Source organism: Devosia sp. YIM 151766 (genome assembly GCF_030285925.1).
GTDB lineage: Bacteria > Pseudomonadota > Alphaproteobacteria > Rhizobiales > Devosiaceae > Devosia.
Window position 1 is genome coordinate 1,333,101 of sequence record NZ_CP127251.1, and the last position, 18,405, is coordinate 1,351,505.

General features: G+C 63.2%; 17 protein-coding genes and 1 tRNA gene. 12 read left to right on the forward strand and 6 right to left on the reverse strand.

The genetic code is table 11. The features are described from left to right. Positions 1–24 precede the first annotated feature (24 nt). Both O9Z70_RS06525 and O9Z70_RS06530 read right to left on the reverse strand, forming a co-directional pair. Entirely contained in the window at positions 25–1,149 is a 1,125-nt protein-coding gene (locus O9Z70_RS06525) for a patatin-like phospholipase family protein (protein ID WP_286021661.1), read from the reverse strand. 242 nt (positions 1,150–1,391) lie between these two features. Further along, entirely contained in the window at positions 1,392–1,871 is a 480-nt protein-coding gene (locus O9Z70_RS06530; protein WP_286021662.1) for a thermonuclease family protein, read from the reverse strand. 151 nt (positions 1,872–2,022) lie between these two features. Between O9Z70_RS06530 and O9Z70_RS06535 the strand changes: the two genes are divergently transcribed. Then, on the forward strand, positions 2,023–2,565 hold the full coding sequence (locus tag O9Z70_RS06535) for a hypothetical protein (protein WP_286021663.1): 543 nt from the start codon (positions 2,023–2,025) through the stop codon (positions 2,563–2,565). On the opposite strand, the gene O9Z70_RS06540 is transcribed toward O9Z70_RS06535, so the two are convergent. Both O9Z70_RS06540 and O9Z70_RS06545 read right to left on the reverse strand, forming a co-directional pair. Next, positions 2,552–3,235: an SOS response-associated peptidase gene (locus O9Z70_RS06540; RefSeq protein WP_286021664.1), complete on the reverse strand. Its 684-nt coding sequence runs from the start codon at positions 3,233–3,235 to the stop codon at positions 2,552–2,554. The genes O9Z70_RS06535 and O9Z70_RS06540 overlap by 14 nt on opposite strands. Further along, a complete protein-coding gene (locus O9Z70_RS06545) occupies positions 3,235–3,627 on the reverse strand; it encodes a hypothetical protein (RefSeq protein WP_286021665.1) in 393 nt (130 codons plus the stop codon). The genes O9Z70_RS06540 and O9Z70_RS06545 overlap by 1 nt, the downstream gene beginning before the upstream one ends. Positions 3,628–3,672: 45 nt before the next feature. Here O9Z70_RS06545 and O9Z70_RS06550 point away from each other — a divergent pair, with 45 nt between their 5' ends. The 8 genes from O9Z70_RS06550 to O9Z70_RS06585 all read left to right on the forward strand — a co-directional run bounded on the left by O9Z70_RS06550 (position 3,673) and on the right by O9Z70_RS06585 (position 11,608). Then, the gene (locus tag O9Z70_RS06550; RefSeq protein WP_286021666.1) at positions 3,673–3,879 is read left to right on the forward strand and encodes a hypothetical protein; all 207 of its coding nucleotides are present in this window, start codon (positions 3,673–3,675) and stop codon (positions 3,877–3,879) included. 81 nt (positions 3,880–3,960) lie between these two features. Continuing rightward, positions 3,961–4,034: transfer RNA gene (locus O9Z70_RS06555), tRNA-Cys, on the forward strand. 110 nt (positions 4,035–4,144) lie between these two features. Then, complete coding sequence (locus tag O9Z70_RS06560) at positions 4,145–4,315, forward strand: hypothetical protein (protein ID WP_286021667.1); 171 nt, start codon at positions 4,145–4,147, stop codon at positions 4,313–4,315. 99 nt (positions 4,316–4,414) lie between these two features. Continuing rightward, complete coding sequence (locus O9Z70_RS06565; RefSeq protein ID WP_286021668.1) at positions 4,415–4,570, forward strand: hypothetical protein; 156 nt, start codon at positions 4,415–4,417, stop codon at positions 4,568–4,570. Between the two features lie 140 nt (positions 4,571–4,710). Further along, a complete protein-coding gene (locus O9Z70_RS06570) occupies positions 4,711–6,078 on the forward strand; it encodes a TolC family outer membrane protein (protein ID WP_286021669.1) in 1,368 nt (455 codons plus the stop codon). 195 nt (positions 6,079–6,273) lie between these two features. Then, complete coding sequence (locus O9Z70_RS06575) at positions 6,274–7,017, forward strand: DUF2497 domain-containing protein (RefSeq protein ID WP_286021670.1); 744 nt, start codon at positions 6,274–6,276, stop codon at positions 7,015–7,017. A gap of 418 nt (positions 7,018–7,435) precedes the next feature. Beyond that, positions 7,436–10,189 (forward strand): valine--tRNA ligase, encoded by a 2,754-nt coding sequence (locus tag O9Z70_RS06580; RefSeq protein WP_286021671.1) that lies wholly within the window; start codon positions 7,436–7,438, stop codon positions 10,187–10,189. Positions 10,190–10,804: 615 nt separating this feature from the next. After that, positions 10,805–11,608 carry a tetratricopeptide repeat protein gene (locus O9Z70_RS06585; RefSeq protein WP_286021672.1) on the forward strand — a complete coding sequence of 268 codons (804 nt, stop codon included), beginning with the start codon at positions 10,805–10,807 and terminating at the stop codon, positions 11,606–11,608. A gap of 344 nt (positions 11,609–11,952) precedes the next feature. Here O9Z70_RS06585 and xth read toward each other — a convergent pair whose 3' ends face one another. Then, entirely contained in the window at positions 11,953–12,732 is a 780-nt protein-coding gene (xth, locus tag O9Z70_RS06590) for an exodeoxyribonuclease III (RefSeq protein ID WP_286021969.1), read from the reverse strand. Between the two features lie 68 nt (positions 12,733–12,800). Continuing rightward, on the reverse strand, positions 12,801–13,154 hold the full coding sequence (locus O9Z70_RS06595) for a HesB/IscA family protein (protein WP_286021673.1): 354 nt from the start codon (positions 13,152–13,154) through the stop codon (positions 12,801–12,803). A gap of 84 nt (positions 13,155–13,238) precedes the next feature. Here O9Z70_RS06595 and O9Z70_RS06600 point away from each other — a divergent pair, with 84 nt between their 5' ends. From O9Z70_RS06600 to O9Z70_RS06610, 3 genes are all read left to right on the forward strand, one after another. Beyond that, complete coding sequence (locus O9Z70_RS06600; RefSeq protein WP_286021674.1) at positions 13,239–14,429, forward strand: deoxyguanosinetriphosphate triphosphohydrolase; 1,191 nt, start codon at positions 13,239–13,241, stop codon at positions 14,427–14,429. Between the two features lie 31 nt (positions 14,430–14,460). Next, complete coding sequence (argS, locus tag O9Z70_RS06605) at positions 14,461–16,206, forward strand: arginine--tRNA ligase (protein WP_286021675.1); 1,746 nt, start codon at positions 14,461–14,463, stop codon at positions 16,204–16,206. Between the two features lie 96 nt (positions 16,207–16,302). Beyond that, positions 16,303–18,312: an SPOR domain-containing protein gene (locus tag O9Z70_RS06610; RefSeq protein WP_286021676.1), complete on the forward strand. Its 2,010-nt coding sequence runs from the start codon at positions 16,303–16,305 to the stop codon at positions 18,310–18,312. Positions 18,313–18,405: the final 93 nt, after the last annotated feature.

Below are 18,405 nucleotides of genomic sequence, written 5' to 3' on the forward strand. Positions count from 1 at the left end.
CGAGTTTCGCAGCCAGCAAGACGCTTATCGCGGCGTGTTCTGCCATATGCCTGCCTTGCCGTTGGCGAAGCCGAAGTCGAATAGCCGCTCCAGCCACACCTTGTCGCCCAGAATACTCTCGCTCTGCGGGAAAGCGCCAGGGATGGCCGATAGACGGAATGCGATATTGTTGCGTGCGGCGGTATTGGCCAATTGCTCGAGATTGGCTCGGCCGAGATATTTCAACAGCGTCGGTACAGCGCGCTCGAGAAGATCCAGACTTGCCAGCCTGGTGACGGTGGCTGGGGTAGGGTCAACCACGCCGTTGAACAGCACATAGAGCTTTTTAGTGCTGCCGCCGCCCTTGTAACCGCCGGGCATCAGAAGGACCTGCTGGGTTACGCCGCCGTCAACATGCAACTCATCGATGCGTTGGCCTTGGGCTTCTGCTTCCAGCAATACCGGGGGAAACACACCTGGAACCGCGGTCGAGGCCAGGATGATGCGATGCACCAGTTCAAGCTTGTTGGGAATGTTGCTGACCGCGATGGCGCCGATATCCCATACCACCGGCCGTTGCGCGTCGAGGTTCGTGGTGCCGACATAGAGCCGCCTTCCCTGCCGATGGCCGGCCGCCACTTCATCTAGTACCCGCTCATCGACTAACTGCCTTATGGCGTCGAGAATGACCGTGTTTTTCAACACCGATGGTGCCCCGAACAGGGCCGAAAGGAAATCGACCCGCATGTTGGTCTGCTGGGTAAGGCTCGAAAATGCAGCTTGCAGGCGCCCGTCATAGTGGGGGCCGATAAAGGCTAGAGGGGCCATCATGGCGCCCACGCTGATGCCGGTGACGACTTCAAATTCGGGGCGGTCGCCTCTGGCCGTCCAGCCGACCAGAAAACCAGCGCCGTAGGCGCCATTGATGCCGCCGCCCGACAGGGTCAGGTAGTCAACGATACCGTCATCGCCTGGCTTTATGCGGGAATGGATGGCGACGAATTCGGGATCGTCTCCCCAGTGGCGGATGGTTTGGTTTCCCGCGATGACGGTACTGGCCACCAATTCTGGCGCCAGCGCCTTACGCGGCGACATGGTTCCCGCACACGCTGCCAGCAGCAGCGTAGCCCCAATAATCGCACACGTACGGACCAGCAAACGCACCTGCATCGTTTCACCTCTCTAAGAGTCAGCGCCAACCTAATGCAACGTTTGCTAAAATGCTGCTCTTTAGATGGATGAGTTGGCCAATTGGTTGATCTTGTGCAAATGCACGCCACGGTCGGCTTGGGTGCGGCTATCCTGGTGCCGCCTTTCTCGTTGGCTTTGGTGAGCACAAGCATTGCAACTGGCGAGATAGCGGGAAGGGGCAAGGAGACGTCCAGGCCCGAATGACTGTGCGGGGAACGGCGCTATTCGCACCACCATTCATGGCCGTCCGGCCAGCGGCGGGCCAGTCCCTCCTCGATGAGGATATCTCCCACGTCCCGACCGCCGATGCGGATCGTTGCCAGGACGCGACCATAACGGTCTTGCCCCGAGGTTTGGACCGTGAAGGAATTGGCGTTGAGCAGATCGAGCAGCCTGGCACTAGCGCGGTGTGCCAGCGCCACCTCGGCCTGGCCGCCGCAAATATCATTGTAGGGCTCAGGCGTATCGTAGCTTTGCAGCCGCAGGTTCTGGCCATCGAGCCAGATAGTGTCCCCGTCAACAATGCAGGTATGGCGGTTTCTGCCGCACATGCTGAAATGAACGCGCCGCTCCGCTACGGCTGGCGCTGCATGCGCGGCTTGGACGATCTGCCCGCCGCCGGGCAGGTAAGTGTCAGCAGCAACCCAGCCCAAGGTGCAGACGGCGAGAAGCGCGGCCACACCGAGGGCAGGGGTGATCAAATCGCGGTTCCCGGTTCTCATGGCGAGAAGATGCCCGGCACGGCTTTAGAAATCCTTTCGTAGCAGCGATGCATTTGTGATTGGGGATCGATCTTGTTCTCAATTTGTTCACGGTATAGGAGTCGGGCCATTTGAGGAGTATGGCGACGAAATGCAGGTGCCAGCACGCCTGAAGTGGCGCAGGGACGGAAGAGGGTTTAAGGCCTATCCAATGGGTGCGCACTGCACTGATCGGTACGCGCAGATCGAACTGACCGGAACGCATGGCGTCGGCGACAAAACCGGCATTCCCTGGTGGCGATGGTACGTGGTGTGGCCGGGATGGTTCAAAAAAGAGGGTAGCACCAACAGCAAGCAGGACTCCGCCGACGCGGCCACTAAAGCCTGGTGGGAATGTGTTGCCAGCCCCGTTCCTCGAGACATCGAAACCGAAGTGTTGATCATTGCCGCCAAGGTCCTGGTAGCGCCGGTGCCGAACAGCATCTATGGCGAAGATGCCGTATTCCTGCGAGCCTTGATGAAGACTCTCGCCATGCAGTTCGATGAAGAAATGCGCCAGGGCTCAGTGCCGGGCCCGGCCAAGAACCTGATGAGCCAATTGTCTGAGGAGCTTTACCGGCGCCGGCTGGAGGGGGAAGCAATGGACGAGGCCGACGGTGTTACCGGCCGATGGAGTGCCACTAAAGCGAGTTGATCAGCGGCTTCTTGGTGTCCGTGCCTTCATATCGGCTGTTGTTCACGGCCCGATCGACGCGATGGAATTCCAACTGGCTATCGATCTGCGCGTCGAGCAGCAACGCTTTGGCGTCCGAACCCTGAATGCGCGTGTCCAGCCAGGTGCCATAGGCTTCGCGCGCAAGAACGACCGGCATCCGGGTATGGATGTGCTCAATCTCCGGCACCGCCGGCGCCGTGATAATGGTGCAACTGGTGACGCCCAGATTGTCATTGTGCGCCCAGATCCCGGCGAAGCTGAAGCCGGCACCGCCCGGCAGTTGCAAAAGCCATGGGTCTTTCTTCCCATCCTCGGCATTGATGGTCCATTCGAAATAGCCGTCGGCCGGGATCAGGCATCTGCGCGACTTGAAGCCTTCGCGGAATGCGCCGGAGGAATCGATTGTCTCGATGCGAGCGTTGAACATGGCCGCCTTCGGCAATTCCTTCATGAAGAAGGGCACCAGCCACCAGCGACCGCGATCGAGTTCGATGTTTCCGGCCTTGTCGAGGTGCGCAAAATCCACCTCTTGGGTGGGGGCGATGTTGAAGCGCGGCTGAACGTTAGATGTGGGCGGCGGTGCATCATGGATGGAATAGAGCGCGTGCAACTCGGCCCAGGTCATTTCATTGGTGAAGCGCCCGCACATCAATATCCCTCTTGATCGGCAAGGCGGCCATATTCCGGTCGCCAAATGCCTGCTTCTTCCAGGGTTACGACCACTCGCTCATAGTCCATTCGCTGCCGTAGAAAATGAGCGCGCCGCAATGCTTCCATGACGGACCACGGCCCCATCTCGCTTCCCACCCCGAAGGCGCCATTGGCAGGCGATCGGGCTGGCCAGTAGATTGATGCGGCGGGCTCGGCATAGGGCAGGCCAGCCATGAGCATTTCGGCGCTGGTGCCGCCAATGCCTACGATGATGGCGTCATCCACAACCGCCTCCGGATCGGCGGACCAAGCATAAACATAGCCGTCGAATTGATCAAGAAAGCGCTGGGCTTCCTGTTCTACGGATTCGGTATTTGGTACGCGGGACATTCGGTCATAATGGCACGCGACTCCCTCAACCGCCATAGGATGCCCATGCCAACCGAATTTGTCCCCTCCGGACCTGATTTTGAGCGCAGCAATCAGAAGGTGACCCCCATGGCGCCGATCTATTCATGCGAAGGCTGCGGCTATCGCGGCGCGCCGTTCGGTCAAAGACGCGGTGATGAAGTGCTGAGCTATTGCGGCTGGGTAGATGGTCAGCCGGTATGCGCGGGCAAAGGCAAAGCGAACGCCTCGTGAACCAATTTTGCACACACAGCGGATGATGTGTGCAGGGCGGTCTTGACGGGCAACGCGAAACCCCAGATAAGCCGGGCGTGAGGCCGCGTGGCGGAGTGGTTACGCAGCGGATTGCAAATCCGTCTATTCCGGTTCGATTCCGGACGCGGCCTCCAAATCGTCGAATTGACCGACGAGATGGGCTTTTCTCGCTGCCACGGGCGGCGGCATGGAACATCTCCCGCCTCTGGAGGTTGCTTTTCCGAGCAGACCTCAGGAGAGTACGATGTCCGGAGCCAAGGAAAAGTCCAAGCCTACGCCGCTCGAAACCGATCCCGGCGAACAGCATGACGACAATATCGACGATCTGGGACGGCGGCCCGACGGCACCGAGCAGGATCAGCCGGTGGATGGCGACCATTCCGATAAAACGAAAGATCCCCGGAAACCCCGCTGATCGCGACATAAATTGTCGCGTGCGCGCTTCGCTGGTTGCCAAGCGGGCGCGCTAGGCATATTCACGCCCGGCATATACTGAGCGAGGCGGGCGTTTTCCATGGTCGATTTTGCTGCCGCACGCCGGGCCATAATGGATAGCCAGCTTGCCACCGGCGCTGCTTCCCTTTCTCAATATTTCATCACACCTGCCGGCATCGGTGCTGGCGACAGCGCTCCCGACCTTGGCGCCGGGCAGGAGCCGGGCTGTGGATGAATTCGTGTTTAAGGCGGTTTCTGTTGCATCCCGGCCACGTTGGCCGATGAAGAGATGATTAAAGTTTGGTAGGAATTGCCTGGGTCGGTTGTACTCCCCATCTGCCGGGCGTTAATGTGATGGGGTCTGGAGGCGGGTTGATGAAGTATCGCGAGTTTCTCGGGGCAAGCCTGTTTGCCCTTTTTGCTGCGTGCGGGGCGATCGTCCCCGCTCAGGCGCAGTCTATTTCGCAGGCGCTTGCGGCGGCCTACGATCATGCGCCGGACCTCCAGGCGGCCTTGATCAATGCCAAGTCGTCGGCTGAAAAAATCGTCCAGGCCAAGTCCGGCATGATGCCGAATATTTCGGCGTCGGTGTCAGGCGCCTATAGAACCAGCTTGACTAATGGAAGCTGGACCCCCGGCGCCTTGCCGTTAAGCGCCAGCCTGGACTACAGCCAGAATATTTTCGACAGCGGCGCCACCACAGCGCAGATCGAAGCGGCGCGCGCCGGAGTGGAGGTCGCCGAGCTCCAGATCAGGACCACCGAGCAGACGGTGCTGTACCAGGTCATTCAGGCCTATATAAACGTCCTGGGCGGCCGCGAAATGCTGGCGCTTCGCGAAGAGAACATCCGCTTCTTCCAGGCTCAGTTGCAATCGGCGCGGGATCGGCTCGAGGTCGGCGAGGGCACGCGCATCGACGTCGCCCAGGCCGAGGCGCGGCTGGCGCAGGTCCAGGCCGCCTATCAGGCGACGCTTGGCAGCCTGCAAAGCGCCGAGGCCACCTTTCAGCGGCTGGTCGGCGCTCGGCCGCAGGGCCTTTCGACCGGCCATAATTATGGCAATCTGATTCCCCGTTCGCTGGATGCCGCCATTTCCGAGGCTGAAGCCGGCCATCCCGGTATTCTCCTGGCCAAGGCGAGCATTCGCGCCGCCCAGGCCGGCGTGGACCTGGCGCTGGCCGGCTTCGGTCCGACCGCGGGCATTTCCGGGTCGTTGGGCAGCTCCTGGACAGGGCCTGCCGGCGGATCCCAGGACGGCATCAGCGCCCAGGTCGGCTTCAGGATAAGCGTGCCGATCTATTCGGGCGGCCGGACCGGCTCCGCCGTGCGCCAGGCCAATTTCGGCCAGATCAAGTCCGAGGTGGACGCCATGTCCGCCTATGATCAGGTGCGCGAGGCGGTCATCGCCGCCTGGGCCGGCATCCAGAGCGCCGATGCGCAGATCAGCGCCGCCCAGGCCGGCGTGTCATCGAGCGACACCGTGCTCGCCGGGGTGATTCAGGAGCGCGACCTGGGCACCCGCACGACGCTCGACGTCCTCAATGCCCAGGCCGACCTGACCAGTGCCAAGGAAAGCCTCATCACGGCGTCCAACAACAAGGTGCTGGCCACCTTTTCGCTGCTGAGCGCCCTGGGCCGGCTGACCGCCGCCGATCTCGGCTTGCCGGTACAGGTCAAGACCGCCTTGCCCTATAGCCAGGCCGTCGAGGATGTATGGCAGGAATTGCGCACCGTCGCCGAATAGACAAGCCGAATAGACGAACGGCGATGACATCTTGTGGTGGCCGGGCTCGTCCCGGCCATAACTTTTGGTGGAAGACGTAATAGTTCCGCCTTGGGATGATTCCTTATCCCGGCCCATGAGTCTAAGCTGTTGTTAACGAATCAGGGCAATGCGGCCGCGGCGGCATTCGTCCGGACGCATGAGTAAGAGGCACCGATGAACAAGCCGGCTCCCAAAGAACCGTCCATGGACGAAATCCTCTCGTCCATTCGGCAGATTATTGCCGATGACGATGCGGCGGCGCCGCCGCGCCGGCCCGCCCTCCAGGCCACGCCGCCGATGCAGGCCGCGCCCGCCAAGCCGCTGAGCGATCAGGCCGACCGCGATCTGTCCGACATGCTGGACGACATCGAGCCATTGGCGCTGTCGTCCTCGCAGATTGTCGAGGAGAGCACGGAAACCGGCGGCTTCAGCTTCGATGCCATTCTGGCCGATACCGCGACGGAAGAAGACAGCCCCAAATTGGTGGAGGCGGAAGACGTCGCTTTTGACGTCGACGACGAACTGCCCAGCTTCGACCCGCTACCCAGCGGCGAGCTTGAGCCCCAGGCCGAGCCTGAGCCCGATTTCATGGCGCTGGCCGAATCTGCGCAGGCCGAAGCGGAGCCCGCGCCGGCCTTCGATCCGGAGCCGGTTCCGGCACAGGCGCCGCCGCTTCCCGATCCCACCCTGACCAGCGACATGGCCGAAGAACTTCTCGAGCCGGCCACCCGCGCCGCCGTGCGCAGCTCCATCGGCAAGCTCAGCGCCATGGGCATCGGCAATCCCGGCCTCACCATCGAGGCCATGATGCGCGACATGCTGCGTCCCATGCTCAAGGAATGGCTGGACGAAAATCTGCCTTCCGTGGTCGAGCGCATGGTGGAAAAGGAACTCGCCCGCATCTCGCGCGGTGAATGACTTCGAGCCGTCCCTTTGGGCAAATCTCTCCAGTGGAGAGATTTGAGGCGAGAAGGCCATGAGAGCTAGGCTCGAATGGCAGGGCCGTCCCTTTGGGCAAATCTCTCCAGTGGAGAGATTTGAGGCGAGAAGGCCATGAGAGCTAGGCTCGAATGGCAGGGCCGTCCCTTTGGGCAAATCTCTCCGGTGGAGAGATTTGAGGCGAGAAGGCCATGAGAGCTGCGCTCGAATGACGGAGCCGGCGCGGTGCGCAAGCGCGGCATCCTCCAAGCCCTCATGGTGAGCCTGTCGAACCATGAGAACGGCAATGCGACAGCCTTTTTGTTGACCGCGAACCGCGCATTTGCTTGAAGTCTGCCGACCTGTTCCGACCCGCCATTCTCTTGCCTGGCGGGTCGCTGTTGTTGCGAGTGACCCGATGCTTGAAAAGACCTATGAACCCGCCGCCGTGGAAGCCCGCATCTATGATGCCTGGCTCGAGGCGAACGCTTTCGCGGCTGGGGCCGGGGCAAAGCCTGGCGCCGAGCCGTTCACCATCGTCATTCCGCCGCCCAATGTCACTGGCTCGCTCCATATCGGCCATGCGCTGAACAACACCGTTCAGGACATCCTGATCCGCTTCAACCGCATGTTGAAAAAGGACGTGCTCTGGCAGCCCGGCACCGATCATGCCGGCATCGCCACCCAGATGATCGTCGAGCGCCAGCTCGCCGCCCAGCAGGTCGACCGCCGCAGCCTGGGCCGCGAAAACTTCATCGAGCGGGTCTGGGAGTGGAAGGCCGAAAGCGGCGGCACCATCATGAACCAACTCAAGCGCCTCGGCGCTTCCGCCGATTTCTCCCGCGAACGCTTCACCATGGGCCAGCGCGGCGCGCCCGACGACCAGATGGTTCGCGCCGTCATCAAGGTCTTTGTCGAACTGCACCAGCGCGGCCTCATCTATCGCGCCAAGCGCCTGGTGAACTGGCATCCCGGCCTCGAAACGGCGATTTCGGACCTCGAAGTGGAGAATATCGAGGTCAAGGGCCATATGTGGCACCTGCGCTATCCGCTGGCCGATGGCGTCACCTATGACTTCCCGGTCACCGACGAAGAGGGCAATGTCACCGGCACCGAGACGCGCGACTACATCATCGTCGCCACGACCCGCCCGGAGACCATGCTGGGCGACGTCGCCGTGGCCGTGCATCCGGAAGACGAGCGTTATCTTTCGCTGATCGGCAAGTTCATCGAACTGCCGCTTGTCGGCCGCCGCATCCCCATCGTTGCCGACGAATATGCCGATCCCGCTTTGGGCACCGGCGCGGTGAAGATCACCCCGGCCCATGATTTCAACGACTTCGACGTCGGCGCCCGCGCCGGCCTTGAGCCGATCAACGTCTTCACCACGCGCGGTGCCATCGTCGATGCCGATTTCATCCCCGCCAGCTATCGCGGGCTCGATCGCTTCGAGGCCCGCAAGGCGATCGTCGCCGATCTGACCGCGCTGGCCGAGGAAAACCCCGCTCGCGGCCTCGACCATATCGAAAACAAGAAGGTCATGGTCCCGCATGACGAGAAGTCCAAACTCGTCGTCATCGAGCCATTCCTGACCGATCAATGGTGGGTCAAGGCCGATGTGTTGGCCGAGCCGGCGCTTGCCTCGGTGCGCGAGGGCCGCACCAAATTCGTGCCGCAGCAATACGAAAACACCTATTTCGCCTGGCTAGAAAACATCAAGCCCTGGTGCATTTCGCGCCAGCTCTGGTGGGGCCATCAGATTCCGGCCTGGTATGGCCCGGACAACGAGGCCTTCGTCGCCCAGAGCGAGGCCGAAGCGCAGGACGCCGCGAACAGGCATTATGGCAGGCCGGTGCAACTCACCCGCGATCCCGACGTGCTCGACACCTGGTTCTCCTCGGCCCTCTGGCCGTTCTCGACCCTGGGCTGGCCCGACGAGACGCCGGAATTGCAGCGCTATTATCCGACGAGCGTGCTGGTCACCGGCTTCGACATCATCTTCTTCTGGGTGGCCCGGATGATGATGATGGGTCTGGAATTCCTCGACAAGGAACCCTTCCACACCGTCTACATGCATGCGCTGGTCCGCGACGAAAAGGGCCAGAAGATGAGCAAGACCAGGGGTAATGTCATCGACCCGCTCAAGCTCATCGATGAATACGGCGCCGACGCCACCCGCTTCACCCTCGCCGCCATGGCGGCGCAGGGCCGCGACCTCAAGCTCGCCATTTCCCGCGTCGAAGGCTATCGCAACTTCGTCACCAAGCTGTGGAATGCCGCCCGCTTCCTCGAAATGAACGAAGCCCGTCGTATCGAAAACTACGATCCGCGCGCCAACAAGCTGCCGCTGAACCGCTGGATCATCGGCGCCACCGCCCGCGCCATGCAGGCCGTGCGCACCGGCATCGAAGACTACAAGTTCAACGAAGCGGCCAATAGCGCCTATGATTTCGTCTGGGGTACGTTCTGCGACTGGTATGTCGAATTCGCCAAGCCGGTCTTCAACGGCGAGGACGAGGCCGCCAAGGCCGAGACCCGCGCCAGCGCCGCCTGGGCCCTCGACCAGATCCTGATCATGCTGCATCCCATGATGCCCTTCGTCACCGAAGAGCTCTGGGAAAAGACCGGCGCCTTCGGGCCGGCCCGTGAAAATCTGCTCATTCTCACCGAATGGCCGGACCTTTCGGGCCTGGAAGATGCCGCGGCCGACGCCGAGCTGGCCTGGCTGGTCGATGTCATCTCCAACATTCGCTCGGTTCGCGCCGAAATGAACGTGCCCGCCGGCGCCAAGCTGCAATTGGTGGTGACCGGGGCAGGGGAGCAGACCCTGGCCCGCCTCGTCGCCGGCACCTCGCTCATCACCCGCCTTGCCCGCCTCGAAGAAATCTCGCCGCGCAACGAGGTGCCCGGCGAATCCGCCCAATTCGTCGTCGGCGACGCCACCTATGCCCTGCCTCTGGCCGGCGTCATCGATCTCGGCGCCGAAAAGGCCCGCCTCGAAAAGGAAGTCGGCAAGCTCGACGCCGAAATCGCCCAGGTCGACAAGAAGCTCGGCAACGAGCAATTCGCCGCCAAGGCGCCCGAAGAGGTGATCGAGGAACAAAAGGCCCGCCGCGAGGCGGCCATGGCGCGCCGGGAGAAAATCCTGGAAGCGCTGAAGCGATTGAGCTGAAGAGCCGCGAGATCGCCAGCCGAGGGCGGATGAACTCGCCCCGGCAAAGGCACAAACCTGTCTCTGTGACGATTCCGCAACAAGCGCCCGGATTCCGCCGCTCGGCGGCGGGCGTCAATGCTTTGGCGAGATTTCCCGCCACAATCTTACCCTAAACCAGACCCCGGACGACGATATGGGGAGCGTTGCGCAAGCATTGTTTCCGCCGGGCGTCTGATGGATTGGGCATTCGGGGGCGGGTGCCGGCTGATCGGCCTGCTGCGTGTCGCAGCCGGGCGGCATGCTGACTTCCCCCGGATTTCTGGACGAATGGCGGCAGGATGTCCGCCTGAAATGGTGAGCATGGACGCAAGGATGCGGATTGCTGGCAATGCCGAGTGTGGCCGAACCGCCACTTCCGCCGGTTGCATATTGGCCGGCATGGAGTTTGGCCGAATGCCGCCACAAAGCATGTTTACCTATTGTTTAGACATAGCTTTGCCCGCCTTTTTATTCCGGGCAAGATTACCGAAGAACATCAGCGGCGCTCCGGTAGCGTCCGTCGCCGCAGCGGGTCCAGTGCCTTGGAAACCGCCTTTTGTGCCCGCCCATGGCTTCATGGGCGAAAGGAGTATCATGCGGACCTTGTCCCATGCCGCCACAGTCATGCTTCTGGCCTTTTGTGCTGCCGCTCCGGCCCAGGCACAGACGGCCATTGACGCGGCGTCCGATTTCGCGCGCTCCATGGATGGCCTCACCTCCATGGACAGCGTCGGCCTGCCCAACGACACCTTCATCTCGGCGCTCGAAAGCGATGCCGAGGCCGGTAGGCCGCTGGCGCTGTGGCAGCTTGGCTCCATGTATGAAAATGGCGAGGGCGTCGACAAGGACCCGGTCAAGGCCTTCGGCTATTATTCGCAGATCGCCATCCAGCATGCCGATACGGCTCCGCGCGGATTGGAGGCCGACATCGTCGCGCGCTCCTTCGTCAAGCTGGGCGATTATTTTCGCGAAGGTGCGCCTGAAGTCGGGCTGAAGCAGGACCCGGGCGAATATCATCGCATGCTATTGCATGCCGCCAGCTATTTCGGCGACGCCGAGGCGCAATATCGCGTCGGCCTGCTCTATCAGCAGGAAGATGGCCTGGGCGTCAGCCCGACCCTGAGCGCCCGCTGGCTGCAATCGGCTGCCAATAAGGGCCATTGCCTGGCCCAGGCCGCGCTGGGCGATCTGTTATTCAATGGTATGGACACCTATCCGCCGCGCGCCGCCGAGGGCCTGATGTGGCTCAACGTCGCCCACGAGACCTGTCTGGGCACCTCCGATCAGGCGATCGCCGAGGAAATACTCAACCGCGCCATCTCGGTCGCCAGCCCGGAAGACCGAGCCGCTGCCCATGCCATGGCCAATATGAGCGTCGAGATCGGTATCGAATTCTGAGCGGCTTTATCTCTCTTGCGGCTGCCGCGCTCTCGCGCTCAAGCCGTGAGGCAAGGCTGGAGCATTTCACCTTAGTTCCAGTTCAGTCAGTTTCTGACTTCGTCATTCCCGCGAAAGCGGGAAACGCCGTTTCCTCCTTCCGGCGAGTCAAACAGGGCTTCCCGCTTTCGCGGCAATGACATTGTGAAAAGAAGCCGGAATCACCCCGCGTCCTCCACTCGTCACCCTCGCGCGTGACGCGAGGGTGCTATGTTTGTGGATTTTGCCGCGAGAGCCCTCGCGGCAAGCGCGAGGATGACGATCCAGGAAGGGCAGCGCCATCGATAGCCTGCTGCCGCCCAGCCTCAGAAGCTGAAAACCCCTTCCACCGGCACGTGATCGCTCGGCTTGTCCCAGCCGCGCACGTCCTTGTGTACGCTCACCTCGTCCAGCCGGTCCGCCGCTTGCGGCGACAGCATCAGGTGGTCGATGCGGATGCCGGCATTGCGCCGCCAGGCTCCGGCCTGAAAATCCCAGAACGTGAACGCCTGCTCGGCCGATACCGCCCGCAGCGCGTCCGTCATTCCCAGATTGCGCAGGATACGGAACCGTTCCAGGCTCTCCGGCCGGTAAAGCGCATCGCCCCACCAGGCATCGGGATCATGCGCGTCGATCGGGGCCGGGATGAGGTTGAAATCGCCCATCAGCACGAACGGCTCCTCCAGAACCAGCCGCTCCTCGACAAAGCGGTTCAGCCGGTCCATCCAGCGCAGTTTGTAGGGAAATTTTTCCGTATCGACCGGGTTACCGTTCGGCAGGTAGATATTGCAGACGCGAATGGCTCCGGCCGAGGTCGAGAACACGCCCTCGATCAGCCGCGATTGTTCGTCTGCATCTTCTCCGGGCAGGCCGCGATGCACCTCGTCGAAGCGCAGTTTCGAGAGCAGCGCCACCCCGTTCCAGCTTTTCTGCCCATGCGTTTCGATATTGTAGCCCAGCGCCTCGATTTCGGCGCGCGGAAAGCCCTCGTCGATGGACTTGATTTCCTGCAAGCCGACAATGTCGGGCTTTTCCTCGTCCAGCCAGCGCAGCAGCAATTGGATCCGCGCCTTGATGCCGTTGATGTTCCAGGTGGCGATGCGCAGGGCCATAATTCATCCTCAGGTCAGATCGGCATGGGATATATCGCCGATGCCACTGGCGAATGCGAGCGCTAAACCGCGAAACTGGTGCCGCAGCCGCAGCCAGCCACTGCGTTCGGATTCCTGATCTGAAAAGATTGCCCCACCAGATCGTCGACGAAGTCGATTTCCGCGCCGCCCATGAATTCCAAGCTCAACGAATCGATCAGCACCGTCGCCTCGCCCTTTTGCAGCACCAGATCGTCGGCGCTCGGAGCCTCCTGGACGAGATTGAATTCGTACTGGAATCCCGAGCAGCCGCCGCCCGCCACCGCAATGCGCAGCACGGTGCCGGGCTGTTCCTTGGCGATGATGCGCGCCACCCGCTTGGCGGCGCGGTCGGAAAGAGTTACGGCGGGGTGGTCGGCAAGAGCGGCGTCTGTCATGGGGTTTTCCGGGCAGTCGTAATGTCATAACGCTGCCGCTAAGATAGGCGCTCCGAGCGCTCTTGCAAAGGCCCGCGAACCGAGATGAGCGAAACCGCCCCCTATGCCAGCAAGCCAAGCCAGTCCCTCGGGCGGCTTTATGGCACCGGCCCCAGTCCGACGCGCTCCGAATTCCAGCGTGATCGCGACCGCATCATCCATTCGACCGCCTTTCGCCGCCTCCAGCACAAGACCCAGGTTTTCCTCCACCACGAGGGGCGCCATTTCCGCAACCGGCTGACCCATACGCTCGAAGTCAGCCAGATCGCCCGCTCCATCGCCCGCGCGCTGCATCTGAACGAAGATCTGGCCGAAGCGGTGGCGCTCAGCCACGATCTCGGCCACACGCCCTTCGGCCATGCCGGCGAACGTGCGCTGCATCGCGCCATGCTTCCCTTTGGCGGCTTCGATCACAATATGCAGGCCCTGCGCGTCGTCACCCTGCTCGAAAACCGCTATGCCGAGCATGATGGCCTCAATCTCACCTGGGAGACGCTGGAGGGCATCCTCAAGCATAACGGGCCGCTGCTTCACCCCGATGGCTCCCCCTATGGCCGTTTTGCCGATGAAGGCCTGCCCGGCGGTCTCGACGCCATTCCGGTGCCTGCCGATCTGCGGCTCGCCACCCATGCCAGTCTCGAAGCCCAGGTCGCCGCCATTGCCGACGACATCGCCTATAACGCCCACGATATCGATGACGCCCTGCGCGCCCGCCTGATCGGGCTCGAAGATTTTCTCGACGTTCCCATGGCCGGCCCCATCGTCAGCGAGGTGCTGCATCGCTATCCGGGGATTCCGGTGAAGCGCCAGACGCACGAGGTCCAGCGCCGCATGATCACCCGCGCCGTCGAAGACGTCATCGCCACCAGCGCCGGCAATATCGCCGCTTCCGGCGTCGCCTCGGCGGAAGACGTTCGCCTTTCCGGTAAGGCCCTGGTTACCTTTTCCCCCGCCAATGCCGCTGCCGAAACCGCCCTCAAGCACTTCCTCTTCGCCCGCGTCTATCGTCACGACGCCGTCATGGTGCCGGTGCTGGAAAGCGAGGCTTTGGTGGAGCGGCTCTTTGCCCGCTACATGGCCGATGCCGACATGCCCGGGCGCTGGGGCGAGGCGGGCAGGGCGGCTGGCGGCCATGATCGCGCCCGCATCGTCGCCGATTTCATCGCCGGCATGACCGATCCCTACGCTCTCGACGAATACCAGCGCCTGTTTGACGCTCGACCGGAATTCCGTTAACCCGGCCCGACCCAATCCCCGTAGGTTTGCCATGGATATCTTCGCCCTTTTCACCACTCGGGTCATCGAGGCCCTGCGCGCCGATCATCCGGGGCTCGACGCGGCCCTGCTGGCGCGCATTGTGGTGGAGCCGCCCCGCGATCCCAGCCACGGCGACCTGTCCACCAATGCTGCCATGGTCGTCGCCAAGCCCCTGGGCAAGAATCCGCGCGAACTGGCCCTTGGCCTTGCCGGCCGCTTCGCCCATGCGCCCGACGTGGAAGCCGTCGAGGTCGCCGGTCCCGGCTTCATCAATTTCCGTCTCTCCAATGCCATCTGGCATCAGGTGTTGAAGGCGGTCGGCGCGCAAGGCAACAATTTCGGCCGCTCCGATATCGGTCAGAGCGAGCGGGTCAATGTCGAATTCGTCTCGGCCAATCCCACCGGCCCCATGCATGTCGGCCATACCCGCGGCGCCGTTTTCGGCGACGCCCTGGCCTCGCTCATGACCTGGTCCGGCTATGACGTGACCCGCGAATATTACATCAACGATACCGGCGGCCAGACCATCATTCTCGGCCGCTCCGCTTTGCTGCGCTATCACCAGGCCGTGGGCGAGGCCATCGAGATTCCACCCGGCTTCTATCCCGGCGATTACCTCATTGCCGTGGGCCAGGCGCTGGCCGCCGAACATGGCCGCGCCCTGCTCGACATGCCCGAGGAAGAATCTGTCCTCATCGCCCGCGAGGCCGCCCTGGCCGCCATGATGGTGCTGATCAAGGCCGATCTCGCCCAGCTCAACATCCATCACGATGTCTTCTTCTCCGAACGCCAGCTCCACGGTCCCGGCGGCGATATCGAAAAAACCCTGGCCTGGCTGCGCGAGGAAGGCATGGTCTATGAGGGCCGGCTCGAAGCCCCCAAGGGCAAGGCCCCCGAGGATTGGGAAGACCGCGAACAGACCCTGTTCCGCGCCACCGATTACGGCGACGACACCGATCGGGCGCTGGTCAAGTCGGATGGCTCCTACACCTATTTCGCCGCCGACATCGCCTATCACCGCAACAAATATCTGCGTGGCTTCAAGCATATGATCAATGTGCTGGGCGCCGACCATTCCGGCTATGTCAAGCGCCTCCAGGCGGCGGTGAAGGCCGTGTCCCATGGCGAGGCCGATATGGACGTCCGCATCTGCCAGCTCGTCCGTCTGCTCAAGAACGGCGAGCCGTTCAAGATGTCCAAGCGCTCCGGCGATCTGGTCACCCTGGCCGATGTGGTCGACGAGGTCGGCTCCGACGCCACCCGCTTCATGCTGCTGTTCCGTCGCAACGATGCGGCGATGGATTTCGATTTCGCGCTGGTCAAGGAACAGACTCGCGACAACCCGGTCTTCTATGTCCAATACGCCCATGCCCGCGCCTGCTCGGTCTTCCGGACCGCCCAGCGCGACATGCCCGAGCTCGATATTTCCGCCGCCTCCCTCGCCGCGGCCGAGATCGAGCGGCTGGACAGCGCCGCCGATATCGAGCTCATTCGCCTGCTGGGCGCCTGGCCGCGCACGGTCGCGGCAGCGTCCCTGGCCCATGAGCCGCACCGCATCGCCTTCTTCGTCCACGATCTGGCGGCGGCCTTCCACGGCTTCTGGGCCAAGGGCAGGGATGATCGTGATTTACGCTTTGTTAACCCTTCCGACGCGAATTTGACACTGGCTCGACTCGCGCTCGTGGACGCCATACGTCAGGTGATCCGCAATGGTCTGGGGATTTTGGGAGTGAGCTCGCCCGAAGAGCTTTCATAATTCGGGCGCAATAGTGTGAACACTCGCGAGCCGGCCCTGACGGGCTGTTCCGAACTAAAGGGGCGCTGCCAGATGACGTCAGCGAAACCGTAATCAATGGCCGCACCGAACGAAGCACCGGACGATCTTATTGCCGAGCTTGCCCGGCTCATGGCCGATGATGCCCGCACCGATCAGAATGTCCACACGCCTCCCTCCACGCCGCCACTGACCGGCGACAAGCCCGCACCCGTCCGCATTCCGGGTGGCGAGGCGAGCCAAGCGACGGAAAATTCCGCCGCTGCCATTCGCATTCCCGGCATGCCGCCTGCCGGTCAGGCCTCGCCCGAGGCCGAACCGTTCAATTTCGATTTCGCCATCGGCAATGCGGCTTCCCGCGCTGCCGGCCCCGCCACGCCGCTGCCCTCCGCTAAACCCTCGGTTCCGGCCGAAACGCCCGCCGCCGCCGAGCCGCCCGCCGATGGCGCGACGCTGGATTATGACGGCCTGGCCGATCTTATCGCCGCCGAACTGGCCAATGACCTGCCCCCCGCCGAGCCCGTGCCCGTCATGCCCGGCCCGGCGCGCGGCGAGGACAATTTCGGCGTGCCGCCGGTCTTCGGCCTGGGTGCGCCGGCCGCGTCCCAGCCGGCGGTGGAAACCATCAGCGAAGCGGTCGCCATAGGACCGGAGCCCGTCATCGTGGCCCCGGAGCCGGAAACGGTGCCGGATGAACCCGTTTCCGCGCCGGTTTTCTCCGGCATTTCGCCGACCGCCGAGCCCGATCCCTCGGACCCGCTTTCCGATATCGAGCGTCTGCTCGGTCCCGTTGTGCCCAAGGCCCAGAACGAAGCCGAAATCGCGCGCGCGCCCAGCCCGGCGCTGCGCAGCCTGGCGACGCCGACCCTGCCGGCCGCCGCCCCGGTCGAGGACGGCGCCGCGCCGGCGCAACAGGCCGAGCCGGGCTCGGTGGACGATGCCATCCTGGCCGCCGCCGCCGCGACCGGCGCGCGGGTGGAATGGGTCGATCCCGCTTATGACCGGCCCGACGCCATGGCCGAGGACAGGGCCGACATCGCGGAAGAACCCCGGCGCCGGCCAGCTCTGTCCCGCGCCGTTGCCGGCCCGTTGGTCGCTGTCGGCCTGCTGGGAATTGCCGGATTCGGCCTCTATTGGGTCCTGGGGCAGGACGCCGCGCCCTCCGGTCCGGCTCCCCTGGTTGTCGCCGACACCGCGACCGTGAAGAACGTACCCGAGCCCGCCGAGGCCAGTGGCCATGAATCGGTGGTGTTCAACGAAATTTCCGGAGCCGGCAATGCGGCGGACGAACAGATCGTTCCCCGTGATCAGTCCGACGAAGCGGCGCTGAACGAGGCCATTTCTCCCTCTGCCACCGGCAATGTCCTGACCTCGGACGATGGCACCTCGATCGATCCGAACCAGGACGGCCTAGTCAATCGCAAGGTGCGCACCGTCACCGTGCGTCCGGACGGCACCATCATCAGCGGCGACGAAAGCATGGCTGGTGGCTCCATTCTGCCGGTCGAGCGCCCGAATGTGCCGGAAGTGCCCGGCGCCGATTTCTCCACGCCCGACCTGATCGCCAGCACTATCGCAGCGGCGGAAGCCGCGACGGAGACGGTGCCGGAAGCGACATCCGGTCCGCAGGCCGCGCCGGTCGCCTCCGGCGCGACCGTGCCTGTCGCCGACGCCTCCGGCGCCGTGATCCAGGGCCGCACCGTGACCGTTCCGGTGAGCCGCCCCGACGATTTCGCCCAGGTCGCTGCCGCCGCCCTGGCCGCGTCAGCCGTTCCGGCGACAACCCCGCTGGCCGTGACCGCCCCGCAACCGGCCGCCGCCCAGCCGGTGGCGACGACGACCGGCGACGCTTCCGCCTATGTGCAGCTCGCCTCGCAGCGCAATGAGGAAGCGGCGCGGCAATCGGCCCAAGCGATGACCACGCGCTTTGGCGTCCTGTTCGGCGGCGCCAGCCCCGAAATCCAGCGTGTCGATCTCGGCGAGCGCGGCATCTATTACCGCGTCCTGGTTCCCGCTTCCTCCCGCGACGCCGCTGCCAATATCTGCACCAACATCAAAGCCGCCGGCGGCGACTGCCTGCTGCTCTAGACCGCCCTGAGCCTCCTGAACCCGTCGAAGGACGAGGCCGATAGCTCCGTGCCCGCGACCTCGTGGTTCGACAGGCTCACCATGAGGTCTAGG